Source organism: Chitinophaga barathri, assembly GCF_003807585.1.
Classification (GTDB): Bacteria; Bacteroidota; Bacteroidia; order Chitinophagales; family Chitinophagaceae; genus Chitinophaga; species Chitinophaga barathri.
Genome location: NZ_RMBX01000002.1, coordinates 601,977 through 619,663 on the forward strand (window position 1 = coordinate 601,977; position 17,687 = coordinate 619,663).

The 17,687-nt window shown below is 52.6% G+C and carries 12 protein-coding genes; 8 read left to right on the top strand and 4 right to left on the bottom strand.

The features are described from left to right. Positions 1 to 6: 6 nt before the first annotated feature. Together EG028_RS05575 and EG028_RS05580 are read right to left on the bottom strand one after the other, a co-directional pair. Positions 7 to 285, bottom strand: coding sequence for a hypothetical protein (locus tag EG028_RS05575; protein WP_120515206.1), 279 nt, complete (start codon positions 283 to 285; stop codon positions 7 to 9). Positions 286 to 312: 27 nt separating this feature from the next. Then, positions 313 to 1,458, bottom strand: a complete 1,146-nt coding sequence (locus tag EG028_RS05580; RefSeq protein ID WP_162946272.1) for an RsmB/NOP family class I SAM-dependent RNA methyltransferase — start codon at positions 1,456 to 1,458, stop codon at positions 313 to 315. Between the two features lie 118 nt (positions 1,459 to 1,576). On the opposite strand from EG028_RS05580, the gene EG028_RS05585 reads away from it, so the two are divergent. The 7 genes from EG028_RS05585 to EG028_RS05615 all read left to right on the top strand — a co-directional run bounded on the left by EG028_RS05585 (position 1,577) and on the right by EG028_RS05615 (position 12,270). Further along, positions 1,577 to 2,167: an RNA polymerase sigma factor gene (locus EG028_RS05585; protein WP_120515204.1), complete on the top strand. Its 591-nt coding sequence runs from the start codon at positions 1,577 to 1,579 to the stop codon at positions 2,165 to 2,167. 70 nt (positions 2,168 to 2,237) lie between these two features. Further along, positions 2,238 to 3,194, top strand: coding sequence for a FecR family protein (locus EG028_RS05590; protein ID WP_123864577.1), 957 nt, complete (start codon positions 2,238 to 2,240; stop codon positions 3,192 to 3,194). A 196-nt stretch (positions 3,195 to 3,390) separates the two neighbouring features. After that, positions 3,391 to 6,741 carry a TonB-dependent receptor gene (locus EG028_RS05595; RefSeq protein WP_162946270.1) on the top strand — a complete coding sequence of 1,117 codons (3,351 nt, stop codon included), beginning with the start codon at positions 3,391 to 3,393 and terminating at the stop codon, positions 6,739 to 6,741. Positions 6,742 to 6,759: 18 nt separating this feature from the next. Next, positions 6,760 to 8,319: a hypothetical protein gene (locus EG028_RS05600; RefSeq protein WP_120515201.1), complete on the top strand. Its 1,560-nt coding sequence runs from the start codon at positions 6,760 to 6,762 to the stop codon at positions 8,317 to 8,319. A 3-nt stretch (positions 8,320 to 8,322) separates the two neighbouring features. Further along, on the top strand, positions 8,323 to 9,222 hold the full coding sequence (locus tag EG028_RS05605; protein WP_120515200.1) for a DUF4397 domain-containing protein: 900 nt from the start codon (positions 8,323 to 8,325) through the stop codon (positions 9,220 to 9,222). Between the two features lie 24 nt (positions 9,223 to 9,246). Then, on the top strand, positions 9,247 to 10,647 hold the full coding sequence (locus EG028_RS05610; RefSeq protein ID WP_120515199.1) for an IPT/TIG domain-containing protein: 1,401 nt from the start codon (positions 9,247 to 9,249) through the stop codon (positions 10,645 to 10,647). Between the two features lie 213 nt (positions 10,648 to 10,860). Further along, positions 10,861 to 12,270: a serine hydrolase domain-containing protein gene (locus tag EG028_RS05615; protein ID WP_162946267.1), complete on the top strand. Its 1,410-nt coding sequence runs from the start codon at positions 10,861 to 10,863 to the stop codon at positions 12,268 to 12,270. Positions 12,271 to 12,356: 86 nt separating this feature from the next. On the opposite strand, the gene odhB is transcribed toward EG028_RS05615, so the two are convergent. After that, positions 12,357 to 13,943 carry a 2-oxoglutarate dehydrogenase complex dihydrolipoyllysine-residue succinyltransferase gene (odhB, locus tag EG028_RS05620; protein WP_120515197.1) on the bottom strand — a complete coding sequence of 529 codons (1,587 nt, stop codon included), beginning with the start codon at positions 13,941 to 13,943 and terminating at the stop codon, positions 12,357 to 12,359. A gap of 37 nt (positions 13,944 to 13,980) precedes the next feature. Beyond that, positions 13,981 to 16,728: a 2-oxoglutarate dehydrogenase E1 component gene (locus EG028_RS05625; RefSeq protein WP_120515196.1), complete on the bottom strand. Its 2,748-nt coding sequence runs from the start codon at positions 16,726 to 16,728 to the stop codon at positions 13,981 to 13,983. Positions 16,729 to 17,075: 347 nt separating this feature from the next. On the opposite strand from EG028_RS05625, the gene rpsT reads away from it, so the two are divergent. After that, positions 17,076 to 17,330 carry a 30S ribosomal protein S20 gene (gene rpsT, locus EG028_RS05630; protein ID WP_120515195.1) on the top strand — a complete coding sequence of 85 codons (255 nt, stop codon included), beginning with the start codon at positions 17,076 to 17,078 and terminating at the stop codon, positions 17,328 to 17,330. Positions 17,331 to 17,687: the final 357 nt, after the last annotated feature.

The window sequence follows — 17,687 nt, forward strand, 5'->3', positions numbered from 1 at the left end:
CTGTTTCTATGCATCATTGACCGCATACTCATACAGCCTTTTTGCCATCTCGTCTTTCCCCGGCACATAATCCAGGCCGGTTTTCCAATCATCAAGGAATTCTTTGGCGAGGGATACCTCTATCAGGTAAGTATACTGCCTGCCATTTTCAACTTTTACCCCTCCGTCACCGTCTACCCCTTTGGCAAGGAGAATGTCCGCATCAGCATCTGCTGCATCTTCCAGGAAGATGATGAGCTCTTCATCTAAATTGCCGAGATCATCAATTACATCTGTTAGTTTCATATGCCATCGGTTTAAACAACAATTTAATTACTTCCTCCCTACTGCCACAAACATCGTATCCGCCTCCCGGTCATACCCTTTGATCACGCCACTCTCTTCTATCTCCAGCCCGCATTCGTTTCGTAAAAAAGCTACGGCATCTTCATTTTCTTCCTTAAAAACGGAGCAGGTGATATATACCAGTCTTCCGCCCGGCTCCAGTAAAGGCGTTACATGTTTCGCGATCTGTTTCTGCAAAGCCGCATACTCCGCGATCTTCTTCTCTGAAAAATAATACAAATTTTCGGGAGAACGTCCCCAGGTGCCGGAGCCGCTGCAAGGCGCATCAAGGATGATGCCGTTGAACGGGCGCAGGCCGGTGACGGGTTTGGTAAGATCCAGTACGCGGGCATCGTAGTTCTTAATGCCGGCGTCTGCAAAACGTTTACGCAGATTCTCGAGGATGCTGCTGCGCACATCGCTCACCGTAAGCTGGATGGAAGGTTGTGTATCATGCAGCAGGATGGACTTGCCACCGCTGGCTGCGCAGCAGTCCCACCAGCGTTCTTTGGTTTTGGGTTGAAAACGCTGACCTGTTTCCTGGGAGGAAAGATCCTGTATCTCGTAAGTATTTTTGTCCGGGAGTATCTGCTCTGTTTTGATGCCGTTCGGCAAAGCAATGGTATGTTCGCCGATTGTTTCGTATTCCACACCGGCGGTTTCCAGCAAACGCAGGATAGCTGCTTTTTTGCCGGGGCGGGCGCGGATGAATAATTTGGGTTGTTGCAGATAAGATAAAGTAAATGCCCCGGGTGTTATGCCTTCTGAAAGGTGAGACAGGAAAGGAAAAACCTCAGCGGCATCCCAGCTCAGCTCCAGGAAATTCAGCTTGTCACTAACAGTATCGGTTATACGTTCATTCCATTCGGGCTTGAAGAAGTTTAACAACGCGTCGGAAGATTGTTCGCAGAGGAAAGCGCCCAGCAGCATTCTTTCCTGCACAGGCATTTGTTCCTGCCATTTGCCGAGGCGGTAAAACTGGTACACCAGCTGCTGTATGCGCCTGCGGTCGCGGCTGCCCATGTGAGGGCGGGCTTTGAAGAAACTCTTCAGGAAGTGATGCAAAGGCAGGCTGCCGTCATATTCATCTATGATCCCGGCGGCGGCATTCATGTAATTTTCCCAACGCGTCATGGGGGCAAAGATAAAACAAACCGGCTGCCGGCCCATAGACCGAGTTAACCAAATGATAATATTGCTTTTTTTGCGGCCCTTGGTGTTTATTTAACTTTACAGCACTAACAACAGCCGTATGAACCATTTGAGCGACGAAGACCTGATGGAACTGGTCGTTGACGGCAACGAAATTGCTTTTGCAGGGCTGGTGGACAGGTACAGCAAAGACCTTTACAAACTTATTTACAAAAGAGTTAAAGACGATGATATAACAAAAGATATCGTACAGGAGATATTTATCTCCTTATGGAAAAACCGGCATACCATCACCGTCAAACAATCCTTATTCCCTTACCTCTACCAGGCCGCCATTTACGAAGTAGTGGACCATACCCTGCGTGCGGGTAAAGAGATCGCCTTTAAAACAAGCCTCCTGTCACAGGAAGACCATATACAACCCTCCATCTCACAGGAAATAGAGACGGAGGACCTCCGGCGGGAAATTGACCGTACCGTAGCCCGTATGCCCCAAACCATGCGGACCGTTTTCTGCCTGAGCCGTTACGAATACCTGTCTGTAAGAGAGATTGCCGGAAAGCTGCACTTGTCCGAGCAAACCGTAAAAAACAATATCACCCTTGCCATGCAGCGCCTGCGCGTCAGCCTCGACCGCAATAAACTCCCCCTTTTTATCACTTCCGGATTCTGGATGGCCGGTTACCTGTAGATACCGGCTTTTATTTTACTTAACATTTTGGTAACGGTACCATGCCTCCGTTTTGCCGGTTATACTGGTGATGACAAAACTAACCGGCCAGGAGCAAGCCAGACTGCTGCTCCAGCGATACAAAAACCGGCAATGTACCCCGGAAGAAGAAGAACTGGTACGCCGGTGGTTCGAAGCCATGGGCCATGATGCCGCATTGCCGGCGGAAGACGAGATGGACCGTTCCGTTTCTCAACTGATGCCACGCATCATGCAGGGGATACAGGAGAAAAAAACCGGGCCTGCCAGACCGCGCCGCCAGGTGTACCTGTTACGCGCCGCGGCGGCCGTGGCGATCTTTGCGCTCGGTACGCTCGTATACCTGCTCATTCCCAAAGCCACACAAACCTTTGTTACCGCCATGGGTGAAAGACGGGAGTTCCTTTTACCGGACGGCACCAGCGTATTCCTGAACGCCGCATCGGAGATGCGGATAAACGCGGACTTTTCACAGCAAAAACGAGAAGTATGGCTTAGCGGGGAAGGTTTTTTCACAGTGGCGCAAGACCCGGGGCATCCCTTTATCGTGCACACGGGCAGCCTGCGCACCCATGTGCTCGGTACTTCCTTTGACATACACGCATACCCCGGCGGCGACATCAGGGTGGCTGTGCGTACGGGAAAGGTCAGTATTCTGAAAGAAAACACCGTGCTTACGCCGGGCCTTACCGGCAACCAATCCCTCAGTTATCATAACCGGACCGGCCAGTATGAGATAAAACCCTGCAAGGCGGAGCAATCCGCCGCCTGGAAAAACGACGAATTATTCTTCGACGAAACTCCGCTCAGCGAAATAGTGGCGGCACTTGCCAGGCATTATAATGCAGACCTGCAATTGACGGGCCCTGTACCGGCAGGCTGCCGTTACACGGTCAGTTTCAAACAGCAGGCTTTACCGCAGGTACTCTCCGTACTGGCAAGCCTCAGCGGCATCACCTACAAAACAGAAGGCAAAAAAATCATTATAAACCCTCAAACCTGTAATTAGACATGTAACAGAAAGGACCAAAAAAAGACGGGAAATGCTACTAACATTCCCCGCTTTAAAGCGCCAAAGCGCAAAGACATTAATAAGCTCTAGTCATTAAAATCTTTGTTCAAAAATGCAACTTTTTTACCAAAAGAAGAGCCCCGCCAAAGGCTTGTTTCCCTATTTATCTATTCTGAAACTTTTTGCCCGGCGGATGTTCCTTATTATAACCATCGCCTGTACCCATCTTTACAGTAAGCAGGCAATGGGTTTTCAAACCACAGGGGATATCCGCAAAACCCTGGTCACCGTGAGCTTTAACAACCTGCCGCTCAAAGAGGCTTTCGCTGTGATAGAACAGAAAACCGGTCTTTCCATCGGTTACAATTCCAACCAGATAGATCCCAGGCGGAAAGTAAGCATCGATGCAAAAAACCTGGCGGTCGCAACAGTTTTGCAGCAATTACTGGCAGGTTACAAAATAGTGCTGACGCAGCCGGACGCTACCCATGTGCTGATCAGGCCACAGGAGTCCGCCGCTTTGCCTGCCGCCGGCGTTAAGCGGGCCAATGGCGGCATCCGCGGGCGTATCGTGGAGTTCGAAACCTCCGCGCCCATTCCCGGCGCAACCGTTTTGCTGGAAGGCGCTTCGCGCGGAGCAGTGTCCGATGCGGCGGGATATTACCGGCTTACGGAAGTGCCCGCGGGGAAACACGTGCTGCTGGTGTCTATGATCGGCTTCCAGAAAGAACGCGTGCCCGGTGTGGATGTACGGGAAGGAAAGGAAACTGTGACGGACATCAGGCTGAAAGGGTCTGTGCTGGCGGAAGTAGTGATCAGCAGCAGCCGTACCAGGACCAAAACGCCTGTTGCTTACTCCAGCATCAAAGACCTGGTGACCGAAATAAGAGCCTCACGGATGGTGGTATCCGGCATTTCCAGCGAGCAGATCAGCAAAACCGGCGACCGCAATGCGGCGGAAGCGCTCAAACGCGTGTCCGGCCTTACCATCAAAGACGAAAAGTTCGTGATCGTGCGGGGGATGGATACACGCTACAATCTCACCTACCTGAACGACAACGTGGCCCCTTCCACAGAATTATACACACGCGATTTTTCCCTGGACCTGGTGCCCAGCAGGATCATCGACCGTGTGCTGGTATACAAGTCCGCCAATCCTGAAATGCTGGCGGACATGACAGGCGGCGCGGTAAAGATATACACCAAGGACGCGAAGCTGGTACGGCATTTCGATATAGAAGTGCAGGCAGGTTACCGGGCAAACAGTGCTTTTAAGGACATGTTATCCTATAAGGGCGGGCAATACGACTTCATGGGGTTCGACGATGGCGCACGCAAGCTGCCTGCTATTGTGCCTGGTTACGGGGATTTTACCAAAACCAACATCAGCCAGGAAGCATATGCCAAAAACTTCAGCCCGGTATTGCAATACGGCAAGCGCACCGCCCTGCCGAACTTACAGGTAACAGCCAATTATTTTGACTATTTCAGGCTGGGTAAACGCCGTGTATCCTGGCTCACCTCCTTCAGCTACAAACATGAAGACCAGGTAAACGATATTTTCCGCGCCCAGGGCGTCGGCAACCCCGGCATCGGTACGCCGGATGACAGGATATTTTATGACCAGCAGGGCATTGAAAATGCGCAGCTGAGCCTTTTGCAGAACTTTACCTTTCCCCTGCGCGACAGCGGTAGCATACAGTTCAAGAATTTCCTGCTGAACCAGGGCCAGAAGTCCACCATTATCAGCCAAAGCCAGCCATCGGAATGGACGCCGGAGCTGCTTGAAACCGGCATGTTCAAACCTTTTTACAAAAACATCACGCTTTCCTACAGCCAGCGTTTTTTGTACGCGGGCAACCTGGGGGGCAAACATTACTTCGGCGGGGCAAAACGCAACCAGCTGCAATGGAACGCCGGGTACACCTACAGCAACCAGACGATCCCCGATCAGCGGCTGATACGCCTGCAGCAGGAAACCAGCCGGCTGAGCAATTATCCTGCGCCCGCCTTTAACCGGGAAGTGGAATGGAGGGCCCGCGTCCGGTCCTTTACAGAAAACGCTTCTTCAGACCCTTTTTACGGCATTATGTCCAGGGTATGGATCAGGAACAAGGAAAGCGTGTACAACGGTATGGCGGACTATTCCCGCCTGCTGGCGCCCTGGCTTACCCTGCGCGCGGGTACTTTTCACCAGTGGAAGGAACGAAATGTATTCAGGCGCGTATACCTCGTGCAGGAAGGCGATGTGCGGGGCAGCGGCGGCAATGACCAGCTGATAGGCCCGGGCGGCTACGGCGATTATATCGATCCTTACATTGTATTTTTTGGCGAGCAGGATCTGGGAAAGGTATGGAGCACCGAATACCTGCGGGACAATACCAGCGGCCTGAAAGTATTCGACCGTACCAATGGCGGCGATACCTACGAGGCCACCGAACAGCAGAACACCGGTTACCTCGCGGCCAGCCTCACCCCCCTGCAAAACAAGCTCGATATCTATGCGGGCCTTCGCGTGGAATACAGCCGCCAGAAGCTGGCCGGCGCCATCTTTCACAGCCAGGAGCACATTACGGTACCTGTGTTCATCGACAACCGGAAAACACATTTTCTTCCCTCCGTGAATATCACTTACCGCCCCATCAGCAAACTGTCGCTGCGGGGAGCCTACGGCCGCACGGTGAACAGGCCCGAATTCAGGGAGATCGCGCCTTACCGGGATATTGACTATATCAACGGTATCAGCATCACCGGCAACCCTTACGTAGTGATGGCGGACATTCAAAACGTAGACGCCCGCCTGGAATTTTATCCAAACGATGAGGGCGATGTGCTCAGCGCAGGTATTTTTTACAAACACCTGAACCACCCGATTGAAAGGATCAGGACCGATACGAGGGTGGGCAGCGGCCTTCCCGCCATCTCCTTTCAGAATGCGGGGCGGGCCGAAGTGAAAGGCCTTGAAATAGAATTGCGTAAAACACTGAACGTGCTGCCCGGTAAGTTCTTCCGAAACTTTTCCATCATGGGCAACCTCACGCTTATCAACAGCCAGGTGGTGAAAGATAGCAACGATGTAAAAAAAGATCCCACCGCCATCGCGGGAATTTCGGATACCATCCGCAGGCAACTGCAGGGGCAGGCTCCCTACATCATCAACGCCGGCGTGTATTACGACAATGCGGCCAGCGGCACCAAAGTGACCCTGGTATATAATGTTGCCGGTACGCGCATCTATGCGGCCGGGCCCTCTTTCCTGCGGTCCGCCCAGTTCCCCGGTTCGCTGTACAGGGGCTCGCTGTTCGAACTGCCCCGTCACCTGCTGGACTTCACTGTGAGCCAGCGCGTTTTCAGGTCGCTGCAAATAAAAGCCACTATTCAGAACCTGCTGAACGAGCCGATCAGGATGGCGGAAGATTTTGACGGCAATTTCAAATACACGAAAGGCGGATGGGACAGTGAGGGGAACATCACCGGCGATACCAAAGCGCTGAACTTCAATCCCGGCCGGTACTACGTGCTGAACTTCATTTATTCCTTTTAACGATAAGCAGAACAAGACATGAAAATAAACACATCAATATACCGTAAGCCCGCAGTGCTTTTCCTGGTGCTGCTGCTGGCCGCTTCCTGCAAAAAGGCGGACCGGGCGTATGACAAATTGCTGGACATCCCTGAACTTGAGCTGGGCAGCGGGTTCATTTACAAAGGCTCCTACCTGGTGGGAGACACCATGGTGATGTATGGCCGGCTGAACCCTTCCAAAAGCGATTTCAAAGTAAGGATAGGGAATGCAGCCGCGCCGATGCTGGCATGGAGGAACATCCCGAAAGACTCGCTGGGCGTAGGCGGCAGCATCTTTGCGAACGGCCTCGACGAAGTGAAACTCAAGATCACTTCCGCCATGGGCGCCGGAGAAGAAAGACAGGTACACATCACCTCGGGGGGCCTTACCATCGAAGGACCTGCTGTAGACATCCTGCTTACTTCCCCCGATACCACTTCCTTCAACTACGCACTCCGGCTGGGCCTGTATTATTACATGCCGGAAGCCGGTACAAAACTGTTCTATTGCGTGAATGGGAAAGGAAGCATCTACCTTTACGAATCCGGCATCATCAAAGCGATCCGCAACCGCAGAGCTTCCGCCATTGTAACCGATTTCACGGACCAGTACGGCAGTTTTACCATCCATACCCTGTACGGCGGCGGGGCGGACTTCCATGAACGTTACGTGTATTTTTCCGCCCTCACTGAGGAAAACAGTACTGAAGCGGCCAGCAATCACATCTTCCGCCTGTGCCGTTATGATATGGAAACGCAGGAACTGAAAGCACTGAACCGCACGCTCATTCCGAAAGATCCCAATATGGCCACCCTGGAGCGCGCCTTCCTTCCTTACGAAGGCAACATATCAGCGGCGAAACTACAGGCGGTAACCGGTATTTTCCCGGATAGCTCCGGCAACGTTGTACTGGCCATGCAACATTTCATCCATCAACCCACCCCCCTGAACAACCGGCTGAACATCATAGCCAATCTGCGGGCAGACGGGGCTCTGAAATACCAGTTCAAAAACCAGGACTACAACTTCCAGTATTACGATCCCGCTTCCGGCGGCTTAAAGAATACCCGCAACGTTCCCGGCGTATCCATTGCAGGAGACAAGTACCGCATATCGCCCAACGAAAAATTACTATACCAGATATCACCGGTGGGCTGGACCAACAGCGGCTATAAAATGTACGACCTGATAACCGGCGACCTTCTGAACAGTTTCACACCAAAGGAAGAAACCGGCAACTGGGTGCTGGAAGGCCCTTTCAGCTCGCTTACTTTCAGGGACCAGCACGGCTTCAGCAATTTCTACAGTCATTTCCCCTTGCCCGGCAAAAGATTGTTGCTGTTGCTGAACCGGTTCCAATATTTATCGGAGCACAGAACCACCGTACTGAACTTCTCCAGCCATACCGCTTCGCCTTACGCGCCTCTCCTGGATGAAGGGGGCCTTTTCGACAATGGCAGTTACATCGAGGATCCCGTGCTGAACTATGATGAGCAGGGGCACCTGTATATTTTCTCCGCCACGGCAAGGGAAATACTTAAAACAGAAAAAAAATAAGTCATGTACATCTCCGCTATATACCATAAGCCCGGAAAGCGCCGTCTTATTACATCTTGTGTGATGGCCGGCATCCTGTGCATAACAGGCGGCGCCTGTAAAAAACTGCAACCGGCAAACGATATTCCGCCGGACGCGGCCGTCAATTTATTTAACGCCTCCCAGGTTATACAGGCCACCGGTCCTTTTGACCAGAAAAAAATATACGTGGACGGGTACGATACTACCGGCTCACAATATGTATACTTCAATTACCAGTCCGGCCGGCCACTGGAATACCCCGTGGAAACCCTGGCGCCCGGTACCGTGCCAGGCATTCCCTATATGCGGCTGCAGGCGGGCAGTCACGAATTCACATTCACGAATGCCGCAAAATTCAAAGCAGGCGATATCAGTTCGGATTTCCCCGCGGGCACGCTGCATCAGTTATACCTGGCAGACGGCATCCCGGCATCAGACAGTCTTGCTACCTACAACGTGCTGCGCGTGGAAGAAGACCGCAGGCAGCCGGCGGGAAAGGTGCGCGTAAGATTTGTACATCTCAGCCCCGATGCCGGCAATTTCAAAATGTACCGTATGGACGCGAACAATAACCGCCTATTTAGCGGCCTGCCTGCCGAAATCACTTATGGCGCCGCATCGCCGTACGCAGAACTGGATACGGCCGGAGCTATCAACCAGCGGCTGGTGCTGCATTATTTCCAGGGCGCGGATACATTGTCCAGTCTCCTTTCCACTTCCGTTCCGGCTGAGCCGGGCACTTCCTACGTCATTGTGATCAACGGGTTTAAGGGAAAACACGCTATTAAAAATCCGACCGGCCGCAGCCAGTCCGGCACTGTGGAATACGAAACCATCAATTTTGAAGCTACGCTGGCAGGTTATGTGCGGCGCAGCTATTGATCAGCAAAACAATACTTTATCAGTATGAGAAAAATATTCATCCTCTGCTTTTTTATAATGGGCGCCTGGTTTATCCTGCTCCCATCCTGCAAAAAGAACGATCCCGCGCCCTCCGGTGTTATTATCACCGGTGTATCTCCGGCAGAAGCATTTCCCGGCGAAACCGTAACCATCACCGGCACACAATTCAGCGCCGTGGCCGGAGAGAACCATGTGTATTTTAATAACATCGAGGCCATCGTAAGCAGCAGCACTGCTACTGAGCTAAAAGCCGTAGTGCCCCAGGGCGCCGCCACCGGCAAGGTAAAGGTGGAGCTGAACGATGTTTTCGCGGAATCTCCTTCCGATTTTGTAGTGAAACAGGCCACTGGCAGCGCACCTGTCATTACCAGCTTTTCTCCCGCAAGCGGCGCGGCCGGCGCTGATATTACCATCACGGGCCATCACTTCAGCACGGCGGCGGCGCAGAACAATGTGCTGTTCAATGAAACAGTGGCCACCGTCGTAACGGCAGATTCCACCAGCCTGACCGTAAAAGTGCCACAGGGTGCCATTACAGGGGCCATTACCATCACGGTGGAAGGCCGCGCTGTATCGTCACAACAGGCATTCGCGGTAGAAGATCCCGCCGCACCGGCCCCGGAGGTAACGGAGTTTGCCCCGCAGGAAGGCATAGCGGGGGACGTTATTATCATACGCGGCCATCACTTCAGCAGGCGGCCGGAAGAAAACCTGGTCACCATCGGCGGCAAAAACGCAAGGGTAACACAGGCCGATAGCAATCAACTCAGGGTAGAGATCCCCGGGGAAGCGGCAACGGATAAGATCGCCGTTAAAGTGAATGGAAAAGAAATCAGCACTACGCAGGAGCTGACCGTTTTCCAGTTCCCCGTCATTGCCTCCTACTCCCCCGTATCCGGCCCTCCGGGCACGGAAGTGACGGTGCAGGGCGAGCATTTTGGCCTCACTCCGGGCGCCAATACCGTGTATCTTGAATTCTCCCGCGCGCAGGTGACCTATGCCAGTGGAAACATGCTGAAGCTGATCGTACCGGAGGGTGCAAAATCAGGCAAGATAAGCATCACGGCAAACGGCATTACCACCCGCAGCAATACTGCATTTGAGATCACCGGCCTCTGCGAAACCCCGCAGGAAATAGGCTCTTATGACCTCAATGCAACAGTCGGGCAGGAATTTATGTTCATGGTGTTGTGCGCCAGCCGCACGCCGGAGAAAAATGTCATTACATGGGGCGGAGGAGCGGTAAGTACCGCCCATAAAGTAGTAGACGCCACCAATACGATCGGGGAAGGATATTCTTTTGTGTACGTTACAGTTCCCCAGGGCGCCCAGGACGGGCTCGTGACCATCACGGTGAACGGCCAGGGCGTCAGTTCGTTCGATACTTACTACATTCAACAGTAAATACACCTGCAGAAATACAACAAAGGCCATGAACGACTTCATGGCCTTTGTTGTATTTACGGTCCGGGAATGCAACTTATCCGGCCCCCCTTCGTCTTTACATCATGCGGAACGGGCATTTTATCCCATAAAAGCCGGTATTTGTCACAAGCCGCGCTTTCCTGCTCCGTTCCGTGTTTATTTTGTAAATTATATGACCAAACCCTGAATACTATGCGCCTCTATTCCTTATTGCTATTATTAGCCCTTCCCGCCGTTGCCTGCGCCCAAAGCACGGCGGACAATATCCGCAAAGTGGAGAACAATCTTGCCGGCTGGGTGAATATCGAAAACGAAGCACCCACGCGCTGGACCATCGAAGAACGGATGAAAGTCCACAATGTGCCCGGCCTCACGATCTGCGTCATCCGCGATTACAAGCTGGAATGGGCCAAAGGTTACGGATATGCGGACAAAGAAGCAAATATCCCCGTGACCCCGCAAACCCTTTTCCAAGCGGCCTCCATCAGTAAATCACTGAATGCCGTGGGTATCCTCAAACTGGTCCAGGAAGGCAAGCTCAGCCTTGATGCGGACATCAATACCTATCTCAAAACATGGCATCCTTCCGCCGATTCCGGTAAGATCACCATCGCCCACCTGCTGAGCCATACCGCGGGCCTCAGCGTACATGGATTCCCCGGTTATGAAATGGGCGATACCATCCCCACCGTGGAGCAGATCCTTCGCGGGGAAAGGCCCGCCAATACACGCGAGGTAAAACCGCTGTTCGCACCCGGTGTAAAGATGCAGTACTCCGGCGGCGGCACTACCGTTACGCAACTGATAGAAACCACCGTAACGGGCATTCCCTACGACCAGTTCATGCAAAAAGAAGTGCTGAACCCGCTGGGCATGACAGGCAGTTTTTACACACAGCCCGCTCCTGAAAACAAAAGAGCTTTACTGGCCACCGCTTACAACCGGGAAGGAAAGGCCTATAAAGGGAAATATCACGTCTATCCTGAAATGGCCGCCGCCGGCCTCTGGACAAATCCCACCGACCTTTCCAAATACATTATCGAAACGCAGCTGGCCCTGCAGGGAAAATCCGCCAAAGTCCTGAACCAGGCCATGACCCAAACCAGGCTCACACCTTATGTCGGTAAAAACAACGCGCTCGGGGCGTTTATCATCATCGACCAACGTTATTTTAATCACAACGGCGGCAACGAAGGTTTCCGCTGCGTGTACTACGGCAGCCTGGACGGCGGCAATGGTCTTGTGGTAATGGTGAATGCGGACGACTTCAATGTGATAGAGGAGGTAACACGCAGTATTGGGATCACTTACGGCTGGGAGAATGACTTTTACAAGCCGGAGAAAGTAACCTCCGCTCCTTTGCCCGCAGATTCAGTGCAGCAATACGTAGGCAAATACCAATTCCGGGATGTACCCCTGCTGGTGGAAGCCAAAGAAGGAAAACTATACGCGACCGTGCGTGACGGCGCTCCCATGCGCATGTATTACACCACCACAGGCGATTTTGTGCTGATGGAAGAACGGGGCCACCTGAAGCTGGTGAACGGTGACTTCACTGTTGGCGAAGGCCAGGGATCCATCACCTTCAAACGCCAGCCCTGATCCCCATTTATCCGCATTAATACGGCTACAAATACAAAAGGCCATGACAACCGTCATGGCCTTTTCTGATATACGTTACGGGTAGACTATACTTTCAGTAATGCTTTTACCGGGTCTTTGCCAAACAGCAGCTGTTCGGGGTTTTCCAGCATATCTTTCACACGTACCAGGAAACTCACGGATTCACGGCCGTCGATGATGCGGTGGTCGTAGCTGACTGCTACATACATCATGGGGCGGATCACCACCTGGCCGTTCACAGCCATGGGGCGCTCCTGTATCTTGTGCATGCCCAGGATGGCGGACTGCGGGATGTTGATGATCGGCGTGCTCATCAGTGAGCCGAATACCCCGCCATTGGTGATGGTAAAGGTGCCGCCGGTCATTTCTTCCATGGTCAGCTTGCTCTCCTTGGCTTTGGTGGCCAGTTCCACCACTTTCTTTTCGATGTCCGCCATGCTCATGCTTTCCGCGTTGCGGATCACAGGTACTACCAGCCCTTTGGGAGCGGATACGGCAATGGAGATGTCGCAGAAGTCGTGGTATACCAGTTCTTCCCCGTCGATGTAAGCGTTTACGGCAGGGAATTCCTGCAGTGCGAAACATACGGCTTTGGTGAAGAAACTCATAAAGCCGAGGTTCACACCATGGGCGGTTTTGAAAGTCTCTTTGTATTTGGCGCGGATAGCCATGATGTTGGTCATGTCCACCTCGTTGAACGTGGTGAGCATGGCCGTGGTGTTTTTGGCTTCCACCAGCCTGCGGCTAACGGTTTTGCGGAGATTACTCATCTTCTCGCGGCGTTCGTTGCGGCTGAACATTTCGTGGCCGATGGCAACGCCGGGATTTTCGAGAGCGGCCAGCACATCATCTTTCATGATCTTGCCATAAGCGCCGGTGCCTTTGATGGAAGCGGGGTCCACCTTTTTGTCCGCAATAACGGCCGCGGCAACGGGCGTGGCTTTGATATCATTAGGGATGGAGGTGACAGGGGCCTGTTGTGCCTGGGGCGCGGCCTTGGGGGCGGGAGCGGCGGCCTGCTGTGCGGGCGCTGCTTTGCCTGCGGGGCGGGCGGCGGCGGTATCTATCTGGCAGGCTACATCACCGATCTTGAGGGTATCGCCCTCTTTCGCGATGGTTTTGAGCACACCGGCTTCTTCCGCGTTCAGTTCGAAAGTGGCTTTTTCAGATTCCAGCTCGCAGAGCACTTCGTCCCTTTCCACGTATTCGCCGGACTGTTTCAGCCATTTGATCAGCGTCACTTCGCTGATGGATTCACCAACGGTGGGCACTTTAATATCCACGGTACCTTTATTCACGGCAGGGGCTGCGGGAGCGGCTGCTTCGGCGGGGGCGGCGGCTGGTGCAGCTGGTGCCGCTGGTGCCGCGGCTGCGGGGGCAGCTGCTGCGGGTGCTTCAGGCTGCGCGGCGCCTGCGCCTTCGGTATCAATAGTACAGGCCACATCCCCGATCTTCAGGGTGGCGCCTTCGGGAGCCAGTATCTTTAAAACGCCTGCCTTCTCAGCATTCAGTTCAAATGTGGCCTTCTCTGATTCCATTTCACACAATACTTCGTCCTGCTTCACAATATCGCCGTCTTTCTTCAGCCATTTTGCAATGGACACCTCGCTGATGGATTCTCCTACCGTAGGAACTTTAATTTCGATTATCATGAGTATTACCCTCCCGTGAAAAGTAAGTAGTTAAAAATTAAATATTAAAAGCCGTATCAATTATTTCCTGTTGTTCCTGCGCGTGTACTTTGGAATACCCGGTAGCAGTGGCTGCGCTCGGGTTCCGGCTGATCACGCCGTAGTTGAACTGTTTGAGGTTCATCTGGAGGAAACCGGCAGCGCCCATATTCAGGGGCTCTTCCTGCACCCAGAACCAGGTGGCGCCTTTGTATTTCTGCTGGATAGCTTCCAGCTGCCCAACCGGCAGCGGGTACAGCTGCTCCATTCTCACGATCGCCACGTCTTTGCGGTCTTCCTTCATTTGTTTCTCGCTCAGGTCGAAGTACATTTTGCCGCTGCACAGCAGTACTTTTTTCACGCGCGATGCGTCTGTGATAAACGGATCGTCCAGCACTTCCTTAAACCCTCCCTGTACAAAATCCGCCACGGGGCTGTAGCTGCGTACGTGACGCAGGTTCGCTTTGGGCGAGAAGTTGATCATCGGTTTGCGGAAAGGCCATGCCAGCTGGCGGCGCAATGCATGGAAGAAACTGGCGGCGGTGGTGCAGTTCGTCACAAAGATGTTCTGCTCCGCGCACTGCTGTAAGAATCTTTCCAGGCGGGCGCTGGAGTGCTCGGGGCCCTGGCCTTCGTAACCGTGCGGCAGCAGCAGCACCAGGCCGCTCTGCTTCTGCCATTTGGTTTCGGCGGAAGTGATGAACTGGTCGATGAGCGTTTGCGCGCCGTTCATAAAGTCACCAAACTGCGCTTCCCAGATGGTGAGCGCGTAAGGATTGGCGATGGAATATCCGTATTCAAAGCCCAGCACAGCAAATTCGCTGAGCAGGGAATTGTAGATCCTGAATTTACCCTGTGTGTCGCTGAGATTGCTGAGGCGGCTGTATTCTTCGTCCGTCTCTTCGTTGCGCAGCACGGCGTGGCGGTGGGAAAAAGTTCCCCTTTTCACGTCCTGCCCGCTGAGGCGCACGTCGCGGCCGTCTTTCAGGATGCTGGCGTAAGCCAGCAGTTCACCTGAAGCCCAGTCCAGCAAGCCCTGTTCGGTAAACAGCTTTTGTTTGTCCTGCAACAGCTTCTCCACTTTACGCAGCGGCTTAAAACCCTGCGGGATGGCCATGATGGCAGCAAACAGCTGGTCAAGGTCCGCCTGCGGAATAGCGGTGGCGGGTGATGCCGCAAAATCTTCCGGTGTGCTTTTCCGCAGTTCTTTCCACCAGAGGTCCGGTGTTTGGTATTTGTAAGGAAGCGGGTGCTGTTTGATATCGTCCAGTCTTTCCTGGAGGTCCGCCCAGAAGGTTTTTTCCATTTCGGTGGCAAGGGCGGCATCCACATCGCCGTTGGCGATCAGCTGCTGGGAATATATTTCGCGCGGGTTCGGGTGTTTGTCGATGGCGGAGTACAGCTTCGGCTGGGTGAACTTCGGGTCATCCCCTTCGTTGTGTCCATGCTTGCGGTAACAAACCATATCGATATAAATATCGGAGTTAAATTCCTGGCGGTAACGGGTGGCGATCTCGGCTACTTTCACCGTGGCTTCCACATCGTCCCCGTTCACATGGAATACCGGCGCCTGCACGATAGAAGCTACGCTGGTACAGTAATCGGAGGAACGGGCGTCTTCAAAGTCCGTGGTAAAACCGATCTGGTTGTTGATCACGAAGTGCATGGTGCCGCCGGTGTAATACCCTTTGAGTTTGCTCATCTGCGCCACTTCATATACCACACCCTGGCCTGCCACGGCGGCGTCGCCATGGATGAGTATGGGGAGTATCTTGTCGTAATCGCTGTTATAGATCACGTCTGCCTTGGAGCGGGAGAACCCGATCACCACGGGGTCTACTACTTCGAGGTGCGAAGGGTTCGGCGTGAGCTGCACGTTCACTTCTTTGCCGGCCGGCGTCTGGATGCTGGCGCGGAAACCGAGGTGGTATTTTACGTCGCCGCTGCCCATGGTAGTGTCCGGGATGGCGGTGCCTTCAAATTCGGAGAATATCTGTTCGTATGTTTTACCCAGGATGTTCGCCAGGATGTTCAGGCGGCCGCGGTGGGCCATGCCTATCACGGCTTCCTGCACACCGTATTCGGCTGCGGTGCTGATCATGGCGTCCAGTGCGGGAATGGTGGTTTCGCCGCCTTCCAGGGAAAATCTCTTCTGACCGATGTATTTGGTGTGGAGGAACTTTTCGAACATCACGCCCTGGTTCAGTTTGCTCAGGATGCGTTTTTTCTGGTCCACGGTGAGGGGCTTGCGGATGGTGGTTTCCATTTCTTTCTGGAGCCATTCCATACGGGCCGCGTCGTTGATATAGGTAAATTCCAGCCCTACTTTGGAAGCGTATACTTCCTGGAGGTGCTGCACGATCTTTTCAAGGGGGGCTTTGCCGAGGCCGATCACCTGGCCGGCAAAAAATTCTGTTTTCAGGTCCGCGTCGGCGAGGCCGAAAAACTTCAGGTCCAGGTTTGGCTGGCGGTCTTTCCTTTCACGGATGGGGTTTGTTTTGGCAATCAGGTGCCCTTTTTTGCGATATGCCTGGATGAGGCGGAACACACCCAGTTCCTTCACTAGCTGATCGCTGCTCACCGGTAAAGAAGAGGCGCCGGAGGCCGGGGCCGCCGCTTTACCGTTGGTAGTGCTTACCGCGAAATCGAAACCTTCAAAAAATTTGATCCATTCAGGATCCACGGAGGAAGCATCTGCGCGGTATTGCTGGTACAACGATTCAATATACGCCGGGTGCGAGTTGGTGACAAACGAAAAGTCCTTCATTTACAACGAATTTAAGCTTGGTCTTTGATTCTCATTCCCTAATAACACCAAAAAAGGGTGCCGGGATCTTAAAATCTTTGATTCTCTTGTCCTTATAACTCAATCTGCGCTTTTATAACTCATTTTGAGTTAATCGGGATTGCAAATATCGATAAAGATTTGGGATTTTCAGGTATTTAGCACGGCTGTTTTATGATTTAACCCGTGGTTTCCCATGTATAATATGTGTATAATTTGTTATCTTTGAGCTGGCTAAAAATTTAGTCCGCCTGCAAATACCTGCTTTTTATTTTTGTTTATAAAAAGATAAAACATACCTTTGCCGTCCGAAACTTGAAATTTATACAATGGCAAACCATAAAGCAACGAAAAAAGACGTACGTCAGAGCAGAAAGCGTAATGAGCGTAACCGTTACTACGGTAAAACTACCCGTAATGCCATACGGGATCTGAAGAAACTGACCGATAAGGCAGCAGCTTCTGAGAATTTACCGGAAGTAATCTCCATGATTGACAAACTGGCGAAACGTAACATTATCCACAAAAACAAAGCAGCCAACCTGAAGAGCAAGCTCTCCAAGAAGGTGAACACCCTGGCGTAAACCTGGCTGGTTTTAATATTTTTCGGCTCTTCCCTGTAAAAGGGAAGGGCTTTTTTTATTTCGATTCAGTAATAAGTGGTTGATTATCAGCCACGATCTCCTCGGCATAACGCGCCCGGCGATCTCATTTCCCGTCTGCCCGGCTGATACCTGTGAAACTACCCCTCCACTACTGTGTGAACGCTTTTACCCTGCTTTTGGAACGCTTTTACTATACTGTTAGAACGCTTTTACCCTGCTTTGTCATTACTGTTAGGCTACTGTATCACTACTGTAAGACTACTGTATTAATACTGTTTCGGTACTATCAGGCTACTGTAAACCTATTTTAGGACGGGACCCACTGTAAACCAATAT